This window comes from Paludisphaera soli, from assembly GCF_011064595.1.
GTDB classification, from domain to species: domain Bacteria; phylum Planctomycetota; class Planctomycetia; order Isosphaerales; family Isosphaeraceae; genus Paludisphaera; species Paludisphaera soli.
On sequence record NZ_JAALJI010000017.1, the window covers coordinates 110,902 to 130,172 of the forward strand.

Sequence of the window (19,271 nt, forward strand, 5' to 3'; positions counted from 1 at the left end):
CCGCCGCTTGAGCGGCCCTCCGGTCCTCTCCGCGAAAGCGTCAGGCCCGGGCCGGGGCCTTCTCGCCGGTCGCGGCCGCGATGAGCCGGTTGGCGGCGGCCGGGTCCTGGCGGCATTCCAGCAGGGCGGTGAGCATGATCGGGGCGACGATGGTGGCGTCGGACTCGATCACGAACATCGGGGTGTCTTCGGTCAGCTTGTCCCAGGTGATCTTCTCGTTCGGCGTCGCGCCCGAGTAGGACCCGTAGGACGTGGTCGAGTCGGAGATCTGGCAGAAGTAGGCCCAGGGCTTCACCGGCTCTTCCAGGTCGTACTTGATCGAGGGCACGACGCAGATGGGGAAGTCGCCGGCGATGCCGCCGCCGATCTGGAAGAAGCCGACGCCGGCCTCGCCCGAGGACAGCTCGCGGTAGCGGTCGTAGAAGTCGGCCATGTACTCGATGCCCGACTTGGCGACCGACGCCTCGCACTCGCCCAGCTTGACGTGCGAGGCGAAGATGTTGCCGAACGTCGAGTCCTCGTAGCCGGGGACGACGATCGGCAGCTTCGCGCGGGCGGCGGCCAGCAGCCAGCACTCCTCCGGGTCGCCCTCGTAGATGTCCTCGCCGATGGTGGTGACCAGGTCGTAGAAGTACTCGTGCCAGAACTTGCGCGTGCCGTTCCTGGCGGCGTCCTTCCACATCGGCACGATGAACTTCTCGACGGCGCGGAAGGCCTCGTCCTCGGGGATGCTCGTGTCGGTCACGCGCCGCATCCGGTCTTCGAGGATCTTGGTGTCGTCGGACTTCGAGAAGTAGCGGTACTCGGGGAAGTCCTTGTAGCTGTGGTGGGCGACCAGCCGGAAGAGGGACTCCTCCAGGTTGGCTCCGGTGACCGACAGCCCGTGGATCAGCCCCGCGCGGATGGCCGGGGCCAGGGTCACGCCGAGCTGGGCCGACGACATCGCGCCGGCGACCGCCCAGAACATCTTCCCGCCCGACTCGACGTGCCGCCAGTAGGCGAGCGTGGCGTCCCTGGTGGCGCGTGCGTTGAAGTTCTTGTAGTTCTTGAGGACGAATTCCAGCATCTTCATGGTCGGGCTCGGCTTGATACGGCGACGAACGACGGCGGCTCCCGCCGCGACCCTCGCACGGGAAAGGGATGAGGCGTCGGGCCGCGGGACGGCTCGACGTTCCAGCTTACCGAAAACCGCGTTTCGCGTAACCGTCATCGGCGACGACGGGAGGCCTCGGGCCGGCCTTCGGGGGCGAATGCGTGCTTGGCGGGCCGCGCGAGGTCCCGTCCGGGCGAAACCCGAGGCCGGTTCAAGCAGCGTCGTCGCGGGCGCCGATCTCAACGAGGCGGGATCACGCGGCTTGCGCCCGGGGCCCGACTGGCGTTGCCGGAAGTCTGCAAATCGGTTCAGATGCCGCGCGGGCCGAAGGATCGGCCGCTGCCGGGTCGCCGGACCCCACGGAGGAGGATCGCTCGTGTCGTCAGTCCCGCCCGCCGACGAGGCCGCACGCCCGGAAGGGGAAGTCGAAGCCCCGCGCCTTCGCGATCGGTCGATCGTCCGCGAGGCCCTCCTGATCGGGCTGCTCGCCCTGACGCTCAACCTCGTCGGCAACGGCCGGATCAGCCTGTGGGACCGCGACGAGCCCCGATACGCCGGCGCGACCCGCGAGATGCGCGCCAGCGGCGACTGGGTCCACCCCACGTTCAACGCCGAGCCCCGCTACCACAAGCCGATCCTCATCTACTGGCTGATGCTCGCCGGCACCGCGATCGGCGGCGACAACCCGTTCGGCGCGCGGCTGGTCTCGGCGGTGATGGGGACGGCCTCGGTGCTGCTGGCCTGGGGCTGGACCCGCCGCGTCCTGGGCGCGAGCGTCGGGCGGCTCGCCGGGTTCGTCCTGGCGACGATGCCCTTGATGATGGCCGAGTCGAAGCTCTCGACCACCGACGCGACCCTCGCCTTCTTCTTCGTCGGCTGCCAGCTCTCGCTCTGGGAGCTGTGGACGCGGCCCTCGAAGCGCGCCGCGGCGGCCTTCTGGGCCTTGCTAGGCCTGGCAGTGCTCACCAAGTCGCCCGCCGCGCCGGTGCTCCTGGTCGCGTCGGTCGGCCTCGGCTGGCTCTGCGGCGGGCCGAGCCCGTTCGTCTACGCCCGCCGGCTGCAATGGCGCTGGGGGCTGCCGCTGTTCCTGGCGATCGTCGTCCCCTGGAACGTCGCCATCCTGCTGCGGTCGCACGGCGAATACTTCAACGTGGCCGTGGGCTATCACATCGTCCAGCGCGCCACGCAGGGGCTGGAGGAGCACGGCGGGTTTCCCGGCTATTACGTCGCGCTGGGGATGGCGACCCTGCTGCCGTGGTCGGCCCTGATCCCGGCGGCCCTGGCGTCGGCCTGGGCGCGTCGCCGCGAGACTGCGACGGCCGGCTTCCTGATCGGCTGGGCGATCGGCCCGTTGATCCTGCTGGAATGCGTCCGGACGAAGCTGATCCACTACTACCTGCCGGCCGTCCCCGCGCTGGCGGTTTTGATCGCCTGGATGCTCGTGCGGGTCGGCGAGGGTTCGTTCGCCCTGGGCGCTCCCCGGCTCCTGCGGTTCGCCGGGCGGATGATCGCCGTCGTGGCCGCCGTCGCGACGGTCGGCCTGGCGACGGCCGCCGTGGCGATCCTCCCCGGCCCGATGAAGGCCCCGGCCGGGACGATGGCGGCGATCATCGCCGCGGGCGCGATCTACGGCTTGCGCGAGGCCGCTGCCGGCCGGCTCCGCAACGCGACGCGAGCCGCGATCGTGAGCACGGCCGCGATGGAGCTGGTCCTCGCCGGCTGGTGCCTGCCGGCCGCCGAGCCCTACCGCTCGTCGACCGTCGTCGGCCGCCGCCTGGCCGCCCTCGAAGCCGCGACTGGCGTCCCCCCCGCGCTCTGCACCTTCCGCCCGCCGAACGCGGTCTACTCCCTGGGCCACCCCGCCCCCCTGCTGCGGAGCCGCAAGGAGATCCTCGACCTCGCCGACCGCTCCGGCTCCATCCTGATGCCGCTGACCCCCCTGGAACTGAAGATGCTCCGCGACGACCCCGCGTTCCAGGTCGACATCCAGGAGACCGTCGAGGGCCTCAGCATCGAGAAGGCCCGCAACGAGACGCTCCACCTCTCGGTCGTCCGCCCCGCCGCCGGGACCGGCCCCACGATCGCCGCGCCGGCCTCCGAAGCTGTGGTGCGGTGAGGTTTCGTAGCCGTCGAGGGGTGGGTTCCCATGTTGCGGGACCTTTGCGTGCGGACTGATGAGGCGTGAGCCGGTGCCCGGCGAAGGGAGTCGTGCGACATTCGATCCGAATCGGGCCTTGGGGCCTCGTCTCCCGGACGAAAGCTCCAACCTCGGCCGGGAAGGCGTCCCGGACGGTGGAGGCGGGGGCATCGCAAGGCCTTACCAGTCCGCCGTCCAGACCCCGCGCTCGATATACGTCGACCACCAGTCGGGCGGCGAGGGATTCGTGTCGGACAGATGCATGTGGGTCGTATCCGAGTCGCATCGGATCACGAACGACTTGCCCCTCGGATGGACGTGGAAGCTGGAACCTCCCCCGCAGACGGGGCAGTGGATCGCTTTGAGCAACTCTTCCGAGCAGCCCTCCATCAGCACCCGCCGGATCTCCTCGTGAGTCACGCCCTGGTCTCCTCGCGAAGTTGGGGAGCCGTACCGCCGCGGCCTTCGAGTCGCGCCGGGCACGCGTCCTGGGCCTGGTTGGTCCCAGTCTACGGGATATCGCCCCCGGGCTGACAGCGTGAGCCTCAATTCCCGAGGGCCGATGCGACCTCTCGTCCTCCTTTCCGGGCAAGTGGCCCGATGTGCCGGATGAGGAAGAAGACGAGCCAGGAAGCCGTCCGGAGAGATGGCCGGCCGTCGCGTAAGCCGAGCGAGGCCGTTGCTCCCCACAAGACGGGCGTGCGGGCCTGCGACGGAGAGGAGGAGGCGTCTTCCGTCAACCCTCCCCAGCCAGGTGTCCAGGCTGGTCCCTCGCTTGCCCCCCGGACGCGCCGTGGGTTAACGTGGTCGGCTCGATCAACAAACGGGGGGGCGGGCGATGGCGAAGGGCGGGCGCGGGGTGCTGGTCGTGCACGTGACAAGCCACGGCTACGGGCACATGAACCGGACGGTGGCGGTGCTCAACCAGGTGCCGGAGGCGGTGCCGGTGACGATCCGCTGTCACCCCGAACTGTTCCCGAACTGGCGCGAGCGGCTCACGCGGCCGGCGGAGCTGGACGCGCACGTCTCCGACTCGGGCGCCGTGAACCCGATCGGCGGCAGCGGCGAGACCGACGCCCCGGCGACCCTCGCGCGGGCGCTGGAGGTCTATCGCGAGGCCGTCGCCCGCGTCGACGACGACGCGGCCTTCCTGCGGAACGTCGGCGCCGCCGCGCTCCTGAGCGACGCCCCGCCGCTCCCCCTGGTCGCCGCCGACCGCGCCGGGGTGCCGGGTTGGCTCCTCGCCAACTTCACCTGGGCCGACATTTACGAGCCTTACGCGCGCGCCGCCGGCCCCGAGATGCGGGAGCTGGTCGCCGAGCTGAAGCGGGCGTACGGCCGCGCCTCGGGCGTCTTCCGCGCCGAGCCGGCGCTCAAGATGGGCTGGCTGCCGAACCAGCTCGACGTCGGCCTGGTCGCCAACCCGGGCCGCGACCGCGGCAAGGAGCTGCGGGCGAAGCTGGGGCTGGGGAAGGCGGAAAAGCTCGTTTATTTCTACGTGGGTCGATACGGCCAGGACGACCTGGACTGGGGCCGGCTGGCCTCGTTCGCCGCGCGAGGCGTCCACTTCGTCGGCTACCACGCCGCGCCGGTGGGCGCGCTGCCGAACCTCCACCTGGTCCCGGCGTCGGAGTGGTCCGGGGGCGACCTGATCGCCTCGACCGACGCGGTGGTCGCCAAGGCGGGCTACGGCACGATGAGCGAGGCGATGGCCCACGGCCGGCCGATCCTCTACCCCCCGCGCCGGGGCTTCGCCGAGTACCGCGCCCTCGACCGCAACGCCCGCGCCTGGGGCGGCGGCGTCCCCGTCTCCTCGCGCGACTTCGCCGCCATGCGGATCGGCCCCGCCCTCGACCGCGCCTTCGCCCTCGGCCGCCTCAGGCCGCCGTTCCACCCCGACGGCGCCGCGAGGGTGGCGAAGGTCCTGACCAGCCTCTGCCTTCCGAGGCGCCGGTTCCTTGTCGACCGCGCCGGGGGCCATTAGACTGCCGGGCTGGAGATCCCCCGGGAGCGGCCCCGCCGCCCCGCGCGAGGATCCAGGCGCCCGGACCCCCAGGCGGGAGAAGTCCCATCGAACCTATGAACACGCGGTCGCATCTTGATAGGCGAGGGTTCCTCGGGATCGTCGCGGCGGCCTCGGCCGGCGGATTGCTGGGTGGCGTCGCCCGGCTGCGGGCCGCGCCCGCGGGGACGGTCGGCGAGACGGACCATTTCTGGTATCGCCTGGCGCCGGAGGGGCCGTACATCGACTCCCAGCGCGGCGATCGGGCGTTCGGGTTCGGCGGCGGCAAGATCTTCCTGTCGGAGGACGTCGGCCGGACCTGGGCCCATCAGGCGGCGTTCCCCGAGGCCGAGAACATCACGTTCAGCTGCTTCCTGAAGAACGGCAACGTCCTGTTCGCCACCCGCGAGAAGCTGTTCCTCAGCACCGACGACCTGGCGACGCACCGCGAGATCATCGTCAAGGACCGCGAGGGGAAGGACTACCTGCCGCACACGCCGAAGGACCCGGAGCAGCCCGGCTGGTACTTCCACTCGCTCGACGGGATCCACACCTGGGACGTCGACGGCGTCGAGATGCTCGTCTGGGGCAACTACTGCAACGTGCTCGGCGGCGCGGTGCCGGTGAACATCTTCTACTCGACCGACGGCGGCGAGACCGTCAAGATCGCCTACTCCTTCGGCCGGAACCCGGAGTTCCAGGAGCCGGGCGCGAAGCCCGAGTCGTTCCTCGGCGATCCGACGAACCCGGTCGTCTGCCGCCATGTTCACGCGGTGATGTACCATCCCGCCGAGCGCGCGTTCTACGCCTGCACGGGCGACATCGACAGCGGCCACGGCCACGAGTGCCACTGGCTGCGCGGGACGTACGACGCGAAGGCCGACGCCTGGGACTGGAAGATCCTGGTGTCGGTGAATTCGAACTCGCGCTACAAGTCGGGCGGGATCAACTTCGTCGACGGCCTGCTCTACTGGGCCGCCGACGCGAACGGCCCCAAGCCTGAGGGCGAGAAGCACGACCGGGGCATCTTCCGGTGCGCCCCGGGGGACCTCGCGGACCCGTCGAAGCACACCCGCCTGTTCGACGCCGAGTTCGAGATGGCCAACATGATCATCGAGGACGGCGTGATGGTGGCGGGCCACTGCGCCCCGGCTTCCACGTTCGCCACGGGCCTCGCCTATTCGCCCGACCTGGGGAAGACCTGGAAGGAATACGACCTGGCCGAGTTCGGCCCGCGCTCGCCGCTCCGCTTCCAGCCCAAGAACAGCGACGGCTGGTTCCGGATCGACCTCCGCAAGGGTTGGATCGAGCGCGCCGAGGTCCTGTTCCTCAAGCCGAAGCCGTGAGGGGACGCCGAGGGGGGCCGGCTCGGGTAGACCCCCCTTTCGCCCGCGTCGTCAGCCCACCGGCCGGATGGACCGGAGACGGTTGTTGAACAGGTCGAGCCGGGCGCGGAAGTCGCGGCCGGTGTTGGCTCCGCCGGAGGGGAAGGTCCCGGCGAACGCGCCGTCGAGCGGGTTGCCGGCGAGGTCGCGGACGCCGGCGGTCGGGCTGCCGGCCGACGATCGGACCGTCAGCACGTAGGCGCCGTTGCGGAGCCGCGCCGAGGCCGGCCGCAGGGTGACGGTCTGGGATCGGTTGGTCGAGCCGGGGGCGACCAGCACCGACGTCAGCGGGATCGTCGCGCCGCGGTCGGCGGCGAAGCCGTAGGAGGCCAGGTCGCGGAGGCGGTTCAGGTCCAGCCCCACGCCCGAGTCCGCCTGGCCGCCGAAGTCGCGGAGCTCGGCGATCACCTCGCCCCGGAGCGCGGCGAGGGAGACGCCCCAGACCCGGGGGCCGATCGTGTCGATCACCAGCGGGTCGGCCAGGTTCGCCAGGCCGTTGGCCCAGGTGGACGTGCTGGCCGAGGTCGCCTGGACGGTGTAGGCCCCGTCGGGCAGGGTCGCGATCGAGGCCACGGACCACGATCCGGCGGCGTCGGCCACCGTGGCGCCCAGGTAGATCTGCGGCGCGGTGCCGCCGGCCGGCGTGGCGTACACGGCGATCCACGCGCCCGGCGTGGCGCTCGTCCCCTGGAAGGTCGGCCGGACGACGTTGGTGAGGCGGTCGGAGTCCGACACGCCCGAGTCGCTCGCCGCCGCCAGCCGGCCCGCCAGCGCCGGCGCGGGGGCCGCCGTCCCCGAGGTCCCGGTGACCTGGAAGACGACCTCCACGCCCGAGACGGTCGACGTCGCGGTCCCCGCACCGGACAGGATGATCCGCGGCGAGAAGACGCCCGAGACGGTGTAGGCGTGCGTCCCCACCACGCGGTAGGTGCCCGGCGCGCCCGGCACGGCCTCGATCCGCCCGGACGAGCCGGTCCCGTCGCCCCAGGCGATCACCGCCGACAGGCCCCCGGGCGAGAAGCCCGCGATCGAGGCGGTCAGCACCCCGGCCGTCACGTCCACGAGCGGCACCCGGGCCGTCGCCGGGATCGAGACCGGCTGGATCGTGAACGTCGGCGCCGACGAGTTGAAGACCTGCACCTCCTCATATCCGCCCAGGGTCAGCGGCGCGTCGTCGGGCGAGAGGGCGGGGATCCGCAGCACGCCGGGGGCCACGACCTGGAAGGTCGACGACTCGATCCGCCGGCGGCCGGCGTCGATGTAGAGCACGTCCCCCCCGACGGTCGGCGTCGGCGGCGTGTTGCTCGCGCCCGCGAACGAGACGAGCGTCGCGCCCACCGCCCCGCTCAGCGAGACGATCCCCGCGTCGTCGCCGTACCCCTGGTCGACGTAGGCCGCCGCGGCCGGCGGCAGGTTCTGGAGCCGCACCACGTCGTTCGTCGGCTGGCTCGCCGGCGACTCGTCCGTGACGTACAGGCTGGCCAGGCCGGCGACGGGGGGGATGACCGGCAGTCCGTCGGCGTCGACCTCGGGCGTCGGCTGGTAGTCCACGGTCGTCGTCACGCCCCCCAGCGACCAGCCGCGCTGGATCCGCAGGGCGTTCTTGCCGGAGAACAGGTAGCGGGCCAGGGGGACGTTCGCGTTCCGCTCGCGCACCGAGAGGGACTGGCCGCCGCCGATCGCGATCCCGCCGGCCGTGACCCCCAGGTCGGACTCCACGATCGCGGATTCCGTCGTGCCGTCGGGCCGGGTGCGGACGCCGTCGACCGCGCCGTGCATGATGTCGTAGAACCAGCGGTAGTCGGCCACGTTCGACGAGTCGTCGAGCACCGGCGCGCCGGCCGAGAGCTGGTAGGCGATGTTCCGGGTCGAGCCGCCGTCGGCCAGCTCGATCTGGCCGCGATAGTACGGGAAGGCCCGGTGGACGGCCGACGCGAACGGGCCCGAGGTCGGCGAGCCGACGAGGCTCAACGCGTAGGGCGAGCCGGGGTGGTTGGCCGCCGCGCCGACGTAGGTGAACCCGCCGGTCGGCTCGCCGGGGCGTCCGTTCGGCGGGGCGAACGGCAAGGGGTCGCCGTTGCGGAGGTCCACCATCAACGACGCGCCGCGGTTGCCCCGGGCGTCCACGCCCAGCGAGTGCGCCTCGCCGGGCCGGAAGAAGAGGCCGCCGACGGCCGGATTGTCCGCGTCTCGGAGCGCGACGTACTCGGTGGAGCCGGGGGCGAAGCCGAGGAACCAGTTGGTCGTCCCGCGCGGGGCGCCGAGGTTGAAGAAGTTGCCGACCGCCAGGTCGACGCCGCCGCCGCTGCCGTTGATGACGACGAAGTCGGAGTCGATCCCGTAGTTCCCGCCCCGGACGCTCTCCAGCCTGATCGAGGCCCGCCCGCCGTTGCCGATGAAGGTCACCGGGGCGTCGATCGACGCCACCCCGACGTTCGAGGTCCCCGACGAGATCAGCGTGAGCCGGCTCGTCGCGACGGAAGAGGTCCCCAGGACCGAGATGTCGCGGGTCGCGGGCCCCGCGGACGCGTCGATCGTCGTGGCGACGCCGTCGGCCGTGTCCTGGACCACGTAGAGCGGCGTCCCGACCGTCGTCACGGTCGTCCCCCGGAGGGTCAGCGTCGAGACGCCCGCATAGGTGATCCCGGCGAATCGCGACTGCACCGTCGGGTCGTTCGAGGTGATCGTGCCGGCCGAGACGACGTACGAGGGCCGGCTGCCGGCGTCGTAGGCGGCCGGGCCGTCGGCCACGAGCAGGCTGTTCATCTCGGACCCGACCGCGGCCGAGACGGTGATCGGCCCGGCGAGGGCCTGGATCCCCCCCGAGCCGGCCGCCTGGTCGTCGCCCAGGATCACCCGCTCGGAATCGGCCTGGAGGACCACCTGGGTGGCGACGCCGGTGCTCCGCACCCGGATCGTCTGGCCGTCGGCCCTCGCCTCGATCCGCAAGGTCGACGGCCCCGTCACGGTCACCGTCCGGCCGCCGGAGCCGGTCACCGCCAGCCCCGCCGCGTTGCTCGTCACGTCGATCGGGTTGTTGGCCGGGTCGACCGCAAAGGTGTAGACGCCCCCCGCCCGCGAGACCAGGAGCGACTCCACCGCGCCGGGGTCGGTCCGATAGATCAGCGAGCCGTCCGCCGCGATGTCGATCGAGGCGTTCAGGAGCGCCCGGCCCTCCAGCCGCTCCAGCCCCGGCCGCCGCCCCTCGCGCCGCATCCCCCGCCCCCGAGTCGTCGCCATCGCTCCGCCCCCTCGCCCTGGCCGCGAGCGGCCGTCCTCGCACGACGGCCCCCGCGACGGTCCCTGTCCTGCCACGAGATCCTTGGGAGACCATCCTAGCAAACCGGACGGCCGTGCATCTCCCCCAGCCTTCCTGTTTTGAAATCAGGGTGTGGGGGCGAGGCGGGGCCAGCCGTCGGCGTCCCATTCCAGGGGGAGGATCCCCAGCTTCGCCCGGCCCTGGTCGTCGCCGTCGTAGTAGTGGTGGCCGAGGTAGGTCCGGCCGGCCTCCTCGAAGACGCCGGCGTGGCCGGGGCCGATGAACGGGCCGTCGGTCGCGAGCAGGTGGGAGCCGCCGCCGGCCGCGAGATCGACTCCCTCACGGTCGAGGTACGGGCCGGCGGGGTCGCGGCTCCGGCCGTGGCGGATCTCGTACGTGCTGCGCACGCCGCGGCAGCAGAACCCCCAGTTGAGGAACAGGTGATACCACCCGTCGTGCTTCACGACGGCCGGGGCCTCGATCTGCTCCTTCCGCGCCAGGGCGTGGATCGGCGAATCGGCCATCCGCAGGCCGGTCGCGGGGTCGAGGCGGATCAGCTTGATGCCGTCCCAGAACGACCCGAACGCCAGCCAGGCCGAGCCGTCGTCGCCGCCGAACGCGGACGGGTCGATGGCGTTGAAAGGGTCCTCGGCGCGGCTCTGGATCACGATCCCCCGGTCCTCCCAGCGGAAGGCCGGGTCGTCGGGGTCGAGCGTGGCGTTGGTCGCCAGGCCGATCGCCGACGTGTTCTTGCCGAACGTCGAGGCCGAGTAGTAGAGGAGATACCGGCCGTCGCGGAAGGTCACGTCGGGCGCCCAGAGCTGGCGATCGGGGGCGGGGGTCACGTCGGCGATCCACGCCGGCGGCTCCTCGAAGACGCGCGGCCCGCGCGTCCAGGTCTTCAGGTCGTCCGAGTGGAACGAGGCCACCCCCGGGGCGGTCGCGAAGATCCAGTACCGACCCTTGCAGCGGATGATCGTCGACGGGTCGTGCACGCGCGGCGAGTCGATCACGCCCCGGCGCGGCTCACCGCCCCGGCCCGATGCGCCGAGCGCGACCCCGATCGAGAGGGCGAAGAGAAAGGCGACGGTTCGCATGGCGTTCGGGCCTCGCGGATCGGGAGTGGGGGGGGGCGACGTCCATGATAGCCGTCGTCGGGGCGTGGTGCCCGTTTGGCACGTCGGATGCGACGGAAAGCCGGGCCGTGCGACCCGATACGGCGACGACCTCTCCCCCTGTCCACGAAAGGGTCGGCCTCATGGCGAACGTCGATCAAGCCAAGGCCCAATCGTTCAGATCCAATGTGCCGGCGCGGATGGACCGGCTGCCGTGGAGCCGGTGGCACTGGCTGGTGATCGCGGCGCTGGGGATCACCTGGATCATCGACGGCCTGGAGGTCACGCTGTACGGGGCCGTCAGCGCCGTGCTCCAGGACCCGGAGACGCTGGGGCTGACCCCCTCGCAGATCGGCCTTCTGCACTCGTCCTACCTGGCGGGGGCGGTGATCGGGGCCTTGTTCTTCGGCTACCTGACCGATCGCCTGGGGCGGAAGAAGCTGTTCACGGTGACGCTGGGGCTGTACCTGGTCGCGGCGTTCGCCACGGCCTTCTCGTGGGACTTCTGGAGCTTCGCGTTCTTCCGATTCTTGACCGGCGCGGCGATCGGCGGCGAGTACTCGGCGATCAACTCGGCCATCGACGAACTGATCCCGGCGCGGGTGCGGGGCTGGACCGACCTGGCGGTGAACGGCACGTTCTGGCTGGGGGCGGCGGGCGGCTCGCTGGCGAGCGTCTTCCTGCTCCAGCGCGGGGTCTTCGCGATCGACCTGGGGTGGCGGCTGGCCTTCGGCGTGGGGGCGGCGCTGGGGCTGATCATCATCTTCCTGCGGCGGTACGTCCCCGAGAGCCCGCGATGGCTCCTGACGCACGGCGACCCGGAGGAGGCCGACCGCATCGTCGCCGAGCTGGAGCGGCAGATCGAGGCCGACCCGGCCGTCGGCGAGCTGCCGGAAGTCCATGAGACGATCACGATCCGCCCGCGCGGCCCGATCCGCTTCGGCGAGCTGGCGAGCGTGATGTTGCAGCAGTACCCCGGCCGCACGACGCTGGGGCTGTCGCTGGTCGTGTCGCAGGCGTTCCTGTACAACGGCGTCTTCGCGACGTTCGCGCTGGTGCTGGCGAACTTCTACGGCGTCGAGCCCGGCCGCGTCGGCCTGTACCTCGCCCCGTTCGCGCTCAGCAACTTCCTCGGCCCGCTCACGCTCGGGCGGTTCTTCGACACCGTGGGCCGCAAGCCGATGATCGCCGGGACGTACACGATCTCGGCCCTGCTGCTGGCGCTGACCGGCTGGCTGTTCGACGCCGGCGTGCTGACCGCCGTGACCCAGACGGCGCTCTGGGCGCTCATCTTCTTCTTCGCGTCGTCGGCCGCCAGCTCGGCGTACCTGACCGTGAGCGAGATCTTCCCGGTGGAGCTGCGGGGCATGGTGATCGCCCTGTTCTTCGCCTCGGGGACGCTGATCGGCGGGACGACGGCCCCCTGGCTGTTCGGCTCGCTGATCGAGACCGGGTCGCGCCGGTACCTGTTCTACGGCGACCTCTTCGCCGCCGCGCTGCTGCTGGCGACCGTCGGCGTGGTCCTCGTCTTCGGCGTCAAGGCCGAGGGCGCGTCGCTCGAATCGGTCGCCCGGCCCCTCTCGGCCGAGGACGATCCCGAGCCCCGGCCCGCCTGACCCCGATCGGCGAATCCCGGAGGGACGGAGTGGGCCTCCCGGCCGCCCGTGGCCTAGGTTGTCTAGGAGGGCGACCGGCGATCCGCACGGGCGGGGCGGTCGAGCCTCGCGCGGATCGCCGAGGACGAGGACGACAGGATGAAGCCGACGAACACCGATGTGACCCCCTCGCCCACGGCGGACGCGGCCCTGGCGCACCCCCGCGAGGCCCGTTGCCAGTGCCGCTCGGACCATCGCAGCCTGGTGCTGCTGGCCGCCGACCTGGCCGACGCCTACCCCGAACTGACGGCGTTCGGCGTCGAGGACGGCTGGCGGGTGTATCCCCGGCTGGGGGCCCTGCGCGTCGAGCTGGGCTCGGGGCGTCGGTTCTCCGGCGCGTCCGACCTCGTGGGCTACCTGCGGGGCGTGCTCGACGAGCACCGGCTGGAAGGCCTGCGGGCCGCCTGGATCGCCCGCAACCTGGGGGTCGAGGACCAGCTCGACCGCCTGCTCCACGCCGGGCCGCTGCTGGCGATGGCCCCCGCCGACAGCTCGCCCCTCCTGGGGATCCTCCGCGAACGCCGGCTGGAGACGTGGTACCAGCCGATCGTCTCGGCCGTCGACGGGTCCCTCTGGGGCTATGAATGCCTGATGCGCGGGCGCGACGCCGACGGCGCCCTGGTCTTCCCCGACAAGCTGATCGCCTGGAGCCGCCAGGAGGACCTGACGTTCCTGCTGGATCGCGTCTGCCGCGAGACCCACCTGCGCAACGCGGCGGCGCACCTCGCCGCGGGCGACGCGCAGATCCTGATCAACTTCATGCCCACCGCGATCTACGACCCCCAGTTCTGCCTGGCGACCACGGTGGCCGCCGCCAGGGCCGGCGGGCTCGACCCCGGGCGGATCGTCTTCGAGGTCGTGGAGACCGAGCACGTCGCGGACCTCGGCCACCTCAAGAGGATCCTGGACTACTACCGGCGCTCGGGCTTCCGCGCGGCGCTCGACGACCTGGGGAGCGGCTATTCCGGCCTGGCGATGCTCGGCGACCTGGACCCGGACCTCATCAAGATCGACCGCCACCTGATCGCGCGCGCCGTCGGGTCGCCCATCTACCGGAGCATCTGCGCCTCGCTCGCCCAACTCGGCCGCGACCACGGCAAGCTCGTCCTGGCCGAGGGGATCGAGACCATCGAGGAGCGCGACATCCTCGGCGGCATGGGGGTCGACCTCTTCCAGGGCTACCTCTTCGGCCGCCCCGCCCCCGCCCCCGCCGCGCCGCTGCGGCCCTGACGACGGCCGGGGCGCCGCGGCCCCTCGCGCCTTAGGCGACCGAGGGCGAGCGGCGGCCGGCGTCGGGCCTGGCGTCGTCGGCGGAGCCGTCGGCCTTGGGCTTGATCCGCCGCGTGAGGACGGCGAAGGGGCTGTCGGCCTCCTGCTTCTTGAGCTTGGCGTAGAGGTAGTCGTCGTAGCTGCAGGGGTAGACCGTCAGCTTGCCCGACTCGACCTCGATCACCTTGTTCGCCACGGCCCGGATGAAGTGCTCGTCGTGCGAGATGAAGCAGAGCGAGCCCGTGTACTCGTTCAGGGCCTCCTCGAGCACGTCGCGGCTGGCGATGTCGAGGTGGTTGGTCGGCTCGTCCATCATGATGAAGTTGTGGGGGACGCTGAGGATCCGCGCCAGGCAGAGGCGGGTCTTCTCGCCGCCGGAGAGCGCGCCGACGGGCTTGTCGACGGAGTCGCCCGAGAACAGGAAGGCGCCGAGCATGTTCCGCAACGCGCCCTCGCTGGCGCCGGGGTGGACGTCCCGCATGTTGGCGACGACGCTCGACTTCATGTTCAGGCCCTCCACCCGGTGCTGGGCGAAGTAGGTGGCCAGGACGTTGCTGCCGAACGCCACCTCGCCGCGAGCGGCCGTGTGGACCCCCGCCAGCAGCTTCATGAGCGTGGTCTTGCCGGCGCCGTTGGGCCCGACCAGCACCACCTTGTCGCCCCGCTCGATCTCCAGGTCGAGGCCGCTGTAGACCACCTTGGTCCCGTAGGCGAAGGCGACGTCGGCGAACTTGGCCACGACCTGGCCGCTCCGGGGCGCCTCGGGCAGGCGGAACCGGGCGGTGGCGTTGTCGCTCCGGGGCGCGTCGATCCGCTCCACCTTGTCCATCGCCTTGAGCCGGCTCTGGGCCCGCGAGGCGGTCGCCGCGTTGGCCCGGTTGCGGTCGACGAAGTCCTGCATCTGCTTGAGCTTCTTCTGCTGCGTGTCAAACGACGCCTGGTGGACCGCCAGCCGGTGCTCCTTCTGGGGGATGTGGGCCGAGTAGTTGCCCGGGTACGAGTAGAGCTTGCCCAGCTCCAGCTCGAACGTCTTGGTGATGACCCGGTCGAGGAAGTCGCGGTCGTGGCAGGTGATCAGGATCGCCCCGGGGTAGGAGCGGAGGAAGTCCTCGAACCACTTGACGCTGAGGAGGTCCAGGTGGTTCGTGGGCTCGTCGAGCAGCAACAGGTCGTGCTCGAAGGCGAGCAGGCCGCCGAGCGCCAGCCGCATCGCCCAGCCCCCCGAGAGGGTGGCGACCGGCGCGTCGAGCTGGGCGACCGAGAACCCCAGGCCCAGCAGGATCGCCTTGGCGCGGGCCTCCATCTCGTAGCCGCCGGCGGCGACGAACGCCTCCATCGCGTCGTCGTAGTCGTCCAGGGCCTGCGGGTCGCCGTCCTCCAGCCCCTGCATGACCGCCTTGAGCCGCAGGTCGGCCTCGGTCCAGGGGCCGAGGTGCTTCAGCATGTTCTCGAAGACCGTCCCCTCGCGCAGCGGGTGGATCTCCTGCGAGAGGTAGCCGATCGAGCACTTGCGGTCGCGGATCAGCTCGCCGGAATCCAGCGACTCCTCGCGCATCAGGACCCGGAACAGGGTCGACTTGCCGGCCCCGTTCTTCCCGAGCAGGCCGATCCGCTCCCCTCGGACGATGGAGGCGTCGATCCCGTCGTAGATCGTCTGATGGCCGAAATTCTTGCGGGCGTTGACCAGGCGGATCATCGGGGGGTTCGTCTCGCGGTTCGGGCGGGTAGGGTGAGCCCGAACGCCGGATCGAAGTCCGGCGAGGCCCGTCATCGGGATCCAGGCGGAGAGAGTCGGAAGAAAGCTGAATAGAGTAACCTTCTCAAGAGCCTTCGGCAAGGGGTGTTCGCGGGGGCGGCTAGCTCTCGATGATCCCGGAGCTTCGGCCGGAGGGCGGTCGGGGAGCCGCCTACCGGCCGAAGCTCCGGGATCGGGTCGAGGCGGATTCGCGGGAGCTTCGCCTTGGGGCGGCCGGCCCGGCGGGTCCGGTCGGGCGGGCCGCCCCACGGGGTCCTCGGGCCTGACGGGCGTCCGACCCTTCGTGGTCCGGGCGTCCGCTTGATCCGCCCCCGGCGGCCTGGTATTACGAATAGCGTGTAGGTAATACCGCGCCGGGGGACGGGGGAGGGCGGGGCATGTCGCGAAGACGCGGGTTCACGCTGATCGAGCTTCTGGTGGTGATCGCGATCATCGCGGTCCTCATCGCCCTGCTCTTGCCGGCCGTGCAGGCGGCGCGGGAGGCGGCGCGGCGGATGCAGTGCACGAACAACCTGAAGCAGCTCGGCCTGGCGATGCACAACTATCACGACAGCCTGGGGCGGTTCCCGTTCGGCGCGATCGTGCTGCCCGCGAACCACCCGCTGGTCGTCGCCAACATCACGAGGCAGGGGCACTACCGCTATTCGGCCCTCTCGCAGCTGACGCCGTTCCTGGAGCAGTCGAGCGTCCACAACGCCCTGAACTTCCAGGTGGCGATCCAGGACGCGACCTCGGTGCTGGCGCCGCAGAACACGTCGATCTACACGACGGCCGTCGCCATCTTCGTCTGCCCGAGCGACGCCGGCCGCGAGCGCGTGCTGCCGACCTTCGCCTCGTCGAGCTACATGGCCTGCTCCGGGACCGGCGTCGCGACCGGCGGGTTCGGGCTGAGATCGGCGGGGGGGACGCCCGATGGTGCGATCTACTTCAACTCGACGACCACCCTGGCCGACGTCGTCGACGGTTCCAGCAACACGGTGCTGATGAGCGAGACGATCATCGGCGACGGCGCGGCGTCGTCGGCCGTCCCCGGCGACCCCTCGACCGTGGCGAAGCTGGTCTCGGGCGGCAGCCCGGTCTACACCCCGCTCTCCGAGGCCGAGTGCGCCGCCGCGACCTCGTACTACCGCCAGCGGAACACGGCCTGGATCCACGGCGACTACCAGCGCGGGCTCTACACCCACTACATGACGCCCAACAGCAAGGTCCACGACTGCCTCCGCCAGCAGTACCACGGCTGGAAGGCCGCCCGCAGCCGGCACCCCGGCGGCGCCAACGCCCTCATCGCCGACGGCTCGGTCCGATTCTTCAAGGACTCGATCGACCTCGCGACCTGGCGCGGCCTGGCCACGATCGCCGGCGGCGAGGTCCTGAGCGCCGACTCCTACTGACCACCGACCCCGATGGAGGCCCGATGCTGGAAGCCGACTCGCTCACCAAGGACTACCCCGGGGGCGTCCGGGCGCTCGACTCCCTCGACCTGAAGGTCCCGCCGGGCGAGGTCTTCTGCCTGCTGGGCCCGAACGGCGCGGGGAAGACCACCACGGTCAACCTGTTCCTCGGCTTCGTCGAGCCCACGGCGGGCCGGGCTCTCGTCTGCGGGGTCGACAGTCGGCTCGACCCGCTCGCCGCGCGTCGGAAGCTCGCCTACATCCCCGAGAACGTGATGCTCTACGGCAAGCTCACGGGGCTGGAGAACCTCCGCTACTTCAGCGACCTGGCCACCGGATACCGCCTGGACCGCGGCGAACTCCTGGTCCTGCTGGATCGCGCCGGGTTCCCCGTCGAGGAGGCCGACCGGCCCGTCTCGGGCTACTCGAAGGGGATGCGGCAGAAGGTGGGGATCGCCGTGGCCCTGGCCAAGCGGGCCGAGGCGCTGTTGCTCGACGAGCCGACCTCGGGCCTGGACCCCCTGGCCGCCAACGAGTTCGCCCGCCTGATCGAGACGCTCCGGGGCGAGGGGATGGCGATCCTGATGGTCACGCACGACCTGTTCCTGGCCCAGCAGTGCGGCGTCCGCGTCGGCATCATGCGGAGCGGCCGGCTGGTCCGCACCCTGGAGACCGTCGCCACCGACCACCTGGGGCTGGAGCGGGCCTACCTCGAAGCCTCGCGCGTCGCGGAGGCGTCATGACCAGGCCCGCCGGCTCGACGGCCGAACTCGGCGTCCCCGTGAACCCGATCGCGACCGTCGCCCGCAAGGAGTGGCTGGACGTCCGCCGCGACTCGCGCTGGCGGGCCCTGGTCGTCGTCACGTTGCTCTTGATGCTGGCGTCGCTGGCGACGGGCCTGGCGCAGATCCGCCGCCTGGAGGCCGAGCACCGCGCGGCGGAGCAGGGGGACCGCCGCGCCTGGACGGCCCAGGGGGCGAAGAACCCGCACTCGGCGGCGCACTTCGGCCAGTACGCCTTCAAGCCCGCCGGCCCCCTGGCCCTGGCCGACCCCGGGGTCGACGCCTACGCCGGCAACGCGGCCTACCTGGAGGCGCACAAGCAGAACGAGGTGCAGTTCCGGGCCGCGCGCGACGCCACCCTCGCGGCGCGGATGGGCCGGCTCACCCCGGCGTTCGTGCTCCAGACGGTCATGCCGCTGATGGCGCTCCTGCTGGGGTTCTCGGCGTTCTCGGGCGAGCGCGAGAAGGGGACGCTCCCCCAGCTTCTGAGCCTGGGCGTGCGGCCGACCCACCTTTTGCTGGGGAAGGGGCTGGCGGGCGCGGGCGTGCTCCTGGGGCTGCTGGCCCTGGCCTGCGTCGGCCTGGCGGCCGGGCTTCGGGCCATCCCCTCGGGGCACGAGGCCCAGGCGGGCGACGGGCTGCGGACGGCCGGCCTGTTCCTGGCCTACGCGCTCTACCTCGTCGGCTTCCTCGCGCTGGCGTTGGCCGTCTCGGCGCGGGCGCCCAGCTCGCGGTCGGCCCTGGTGGGGCTGCTGGGCTTCTGGCTGGTCAACACGTTCGTCGCGCCGAGGCTGGCGACCGACGTGGTCGACGAGGCGCTCCCGCTCCCGACCGCCCAGGCCTTCCGCGACGCCGTGGCGGCCGACAAGCGGGCGCTCTTCGGCCACGACGAGACCCACCCCGGCTTCGTCGCCTTCCGCGACCGGGTGCTCGCGCGGTACGGCGTGAAGCGGGTCGAGGACCTGCCGGTGAGCTTCCGGGGGCTCTCGCTCCGCGAGGACGACGAGGCCGGCTACCGGATCTTCGACCGCCATTTCGGCCGGCTGGAGGCGGAGATCGAGCGCCAGGACGCCCTGCGGAGCCTCCCCGGCTTCCTGTTCCCGATGCTCGCGCTGCAGCCGGTCTCGATGGCGATGGCGGGGACCGACAACCGCCACCACCACCACTTCGTCCGGGCCGCCGAGGCCCATCGCCGCGCGATCCAGACGGCCGCCAGCCAGGACCTGATCGACCACGCGCGGAACGGCGACGAGTCGTACGTCGCCCCCGCCTCGCTCTGGGACGCCATCCCGGCCTTCCATTACGAACGCCCCGGCGCGGCCTGGGCCTGGCGCGGCCAGGCCGCCAACCTGGCGAGCCTCGCCGCCTGGTCCTCGGCCTGCTGCCTGCTGGCCTGGGCCGCCGCCCGACGCCCCCGACTCTCCTGA

The 19,271-nt window shown here is 71.7% G+C and carries 13 protein-coding genes; 8 read left to right on the forward strand and 5 right to left on the reverse strand.

Annotated features, from left to right (window positions below):
• Positions 1–40 precede the first annotated feature (40 nt).
• On the reverse strand, positions 41–1,072 hold the full coding sequence (locus tag G6O68_RS20340; RefSeq protein ID WP_165250477.1) for a deoxyhypusine synthase family protein: 1,032 nt from the start codon (positions 1,070–1,072) through the stop codon (positions 41–43).
• Positions 1,073–1,469: 397 nt separating this feature from the next.
• Between G6O68_RS20340 and G6O68_RS20345 the strand changes: the two genes are divergently transcribed.
• On the forward strand, positions 1,470–3,209 hold the full coding sequence (locus tag G6O68_RS20345; RefSeq protein WP_165250478.1) for an ArnT family glycosyltransferase: 1,740 nt from the start codon (positions 1,470–1,472) through the stop codon (positions 3,207–3,209).
• A 201-nt stretch (positions 3,210–3,410) separates the two neighbouring features.
• On the opposite strand, the gene G6O68_RS20350 is transcribed toward G6O68_RS20345, so the two are convergent.
• Positions 3,411–3,650, reverse strand: coding sequence for a hypothetical protein (locus G6O68_RS20350; protein ID WP_165250479.1), 240 nt, complete (start codon positions 3,648–3,650; stop codon positions 3,411–3,413).
• Positions 3,651–4,068: 418 nt separating this feature from the next.
• Between G6O68_RS20350 and G6O68_RS20355 the strand changes: the two genes are divergently transcribed.
• Together G6O68_RS20355 and G6O68_RS20360 are read left to right on the forward strand one after the other, a co-directional pair.
• Complete coding sequence (locus G6O68_RS20355) at positions 4,069–5,214, forward strand: hypothetical protein (protein WP_165250480.1); 1,146 nt, start codon at positions 4,069–4,071, stop codon at positions 5,212–5,214.
• A 95-nt stretch (positions 5,215–5,309) separates the two neighbouring features.
• Positions 5,310–6,578 (forward strand): hypothetical protein, encoded by a 1,269-nt coding sequence (locus tag G6O68_RS20360; protein WP_165250481.1) that lies wholly within the window; start codon positions 5,310–5,312, stop codon positions 6,576–6,578.
• 51 nt (positions 6,579–6,629) lie between these two features.
• On the opposite strand, the gene G6O68_RS20365 is transcribed toward G6O68_RS20360, so the two are convergent.
• Complete coding sequence (locus G6O68_RS20365) at positions 6,630–9,857, reverse strand: Ig-like domain-containing protein (RefSeq protein ID WP_165250482.1); 3,228 nt, start codon at positions 9,855–9,857, stop codon at positions 6,630–6,632.
• 144 nt (positions 9,858–10,001) lie between these two features.
• Positions 10,002–10,973, reverse strand: coding sequence for an arabinan endo-1,5-alpha-L-arabinosidase (locus tag G6O68_RS20370; RefSeq protein WP_165250483.1), 972 nt, complete (start codon positions 10,971–10,973; stop codon positions 10,002–10,004).
• Between the two features lie 161 nt (positions 10,974–11,134).
• On the opposite strand from G6O68_RS20370, the gene G6O68_RS20375 reads away from it, so the two are divergent.
• Entirely contained in the window at positions 11,135–12,607 is a 1,473-nt protein-coding gene (locus G6O68_RS20375) for an MFS transporter (protein WP_165250484.1), read from the forward strand.
• A gap of 138 nt (positions 12,608–12,745) precedes the next feature.
• On the forward strand, positions 12,746–13,876 hold the full coding sequence (locus tag G6O68_RS20380; RefSeq protein ID WP_165250485.1) for an EAL domain-containing protein: 1,131 nt from the start codon (positions 12,746–12,748) through the stop codon (positions 13,874–13,876).
• A gap of 31 nt (positions 13,877–13,907) precedes the next feature.
• Here G6O68_RS20380 and G6O68_RS20385 read toward each other — a convergent pair whose 3' ends face one another.
• On the reverse strand, positions 13,908–15,611 hold the full coding sequence (locus tag G6O68_RS20385) for an ABC-F family ATP-binding cassette domain-containing protein (protein ID WP_165250486.1): 1,704 nt from the start codon (positions 15,609–15,611) through the stop codon (positions 13,908–13,910).
• A 437-nt stretch (positions 15,612–16,048) separates the two neighbouring features.
• Between G6O68_RS20385 and G6O68_RS20390 the strand changes: the two genes are divergently transcribed.
• The 3 genes from G6O68_RS20390 to G6O68_RS20400 are packed head-to-tail and all read left to right on the forward strand — an operon-like array spanning position 16,049 to position 19,271.
• Complete coding sequence (locus G6O68_RS20390) at positions 16,049–17,062, forward strand: DUF1559 domain-containing protein (protein WP_165250487.1); 1,014 nt, start codon at positions 16,049–16,051, stop codon at positions 17,060–17,062.
• 23 nt (positions 17,063–17,085) lie between these two features.
• Positions 17,086–17,805: an ABC transporter ATP-binding protein gene (locus tag G6O68_RS20395; RefSeq protein ID WP_165250488.1), complete on the forward strand. Its 720-nt coding sequence runs from the start codon at positions 17,086–17,088 to the stop codon at positions 17,803–17,805.
• Positions 17,802–19,271, forward strand: a complete 1,470-nt coding sequence (locus G6O68_RS20400; RefSeq protein ID WP_165250489.1) for an ABC transporter permease — start codon at positions 17,802–17,804, stop codon at positions 19,269–19,271. Before G6O68_RS20395 ends, G6O68_RS20400 begins: the two co-directional genes overlap by 4 nt.

Coding starts and splice junctions, on each gene's coding strand:
- G6O68_RS20400 (WP_165250489.1), top strand. CDS start 17,802: ATGACCAGGCCCGCCGGCTCGACGGCCGAACTCGGCGTCCCCGTGAAC.
- G6O68_RS20385 (WP_165250486.1), bottom strand. CDS start 15,611: ATGATCCGCCTGGTCAACGCCCGCAAGAATTTCGGCCATCAGACGATC.
- G6O68_RS20365 (WP_165250482.1), bottom strand. CDS start 9,857: ATGGCGACGACTCGGGGGCGGGGGATGCGGCGCGAGGGGCGGCGGCCG.
- G6O68_RS20380 (WP_165250485.1), top strand. CDS start 12,746: ATGAAGCCGACGAACACCGATGTGACCCCCTCGCCCACGGCGGACGCG.
- G6O68_RS20355 (WP_165250480.1), top strand. CDS start 4,069: ATGGCGAAGGGCGGGCGCGGGGTGCTGGTCGTGCACGTGACAAGCCAC.
- G6O68_RS20375 (WP_165250484.1), top strand. CDS start 11,135: ATGGCGAACGTCGATCAAGCCAAGGCCCAATCGTTCAGATCCAATGTG.
- G6O68_RS20360 (WP_165250481.1), top strand. CDS start 5,310: ATGAACACGCGGTCGCATCTTGATAGGCGAGGGTTCCTCGGGATCGTC.
- G6O68_RS20340 (WP_165250477.1), bottom strand. CDS start 1,072: ATGAAGATGCTGGAATTCGTCCTCAAGAACTACAAGAACTTCAACGCA.
- G6O68_RS20395 (WP_165250488.1), top strand. CDS start 17,086: ATGCTGGAAGCCGACTCGCTCACCAAGGACTACCCCGGGGGCGTCCGG.
- G6O68_RS20390 (WP_165250487.1), top strand. CDS start 16,049: ATGTCGCGAAGACGCGGGTTCACGCTGATCGAGCTTCTGGTGGTGATC.
- G6O68_RS20370 (WP_165250483.1), bottom strand. CDS start 10,973: ATGCGAACCGTCGCCTTTCTCTTCGCCCTCTCGATCGGGGTCGCGCTC.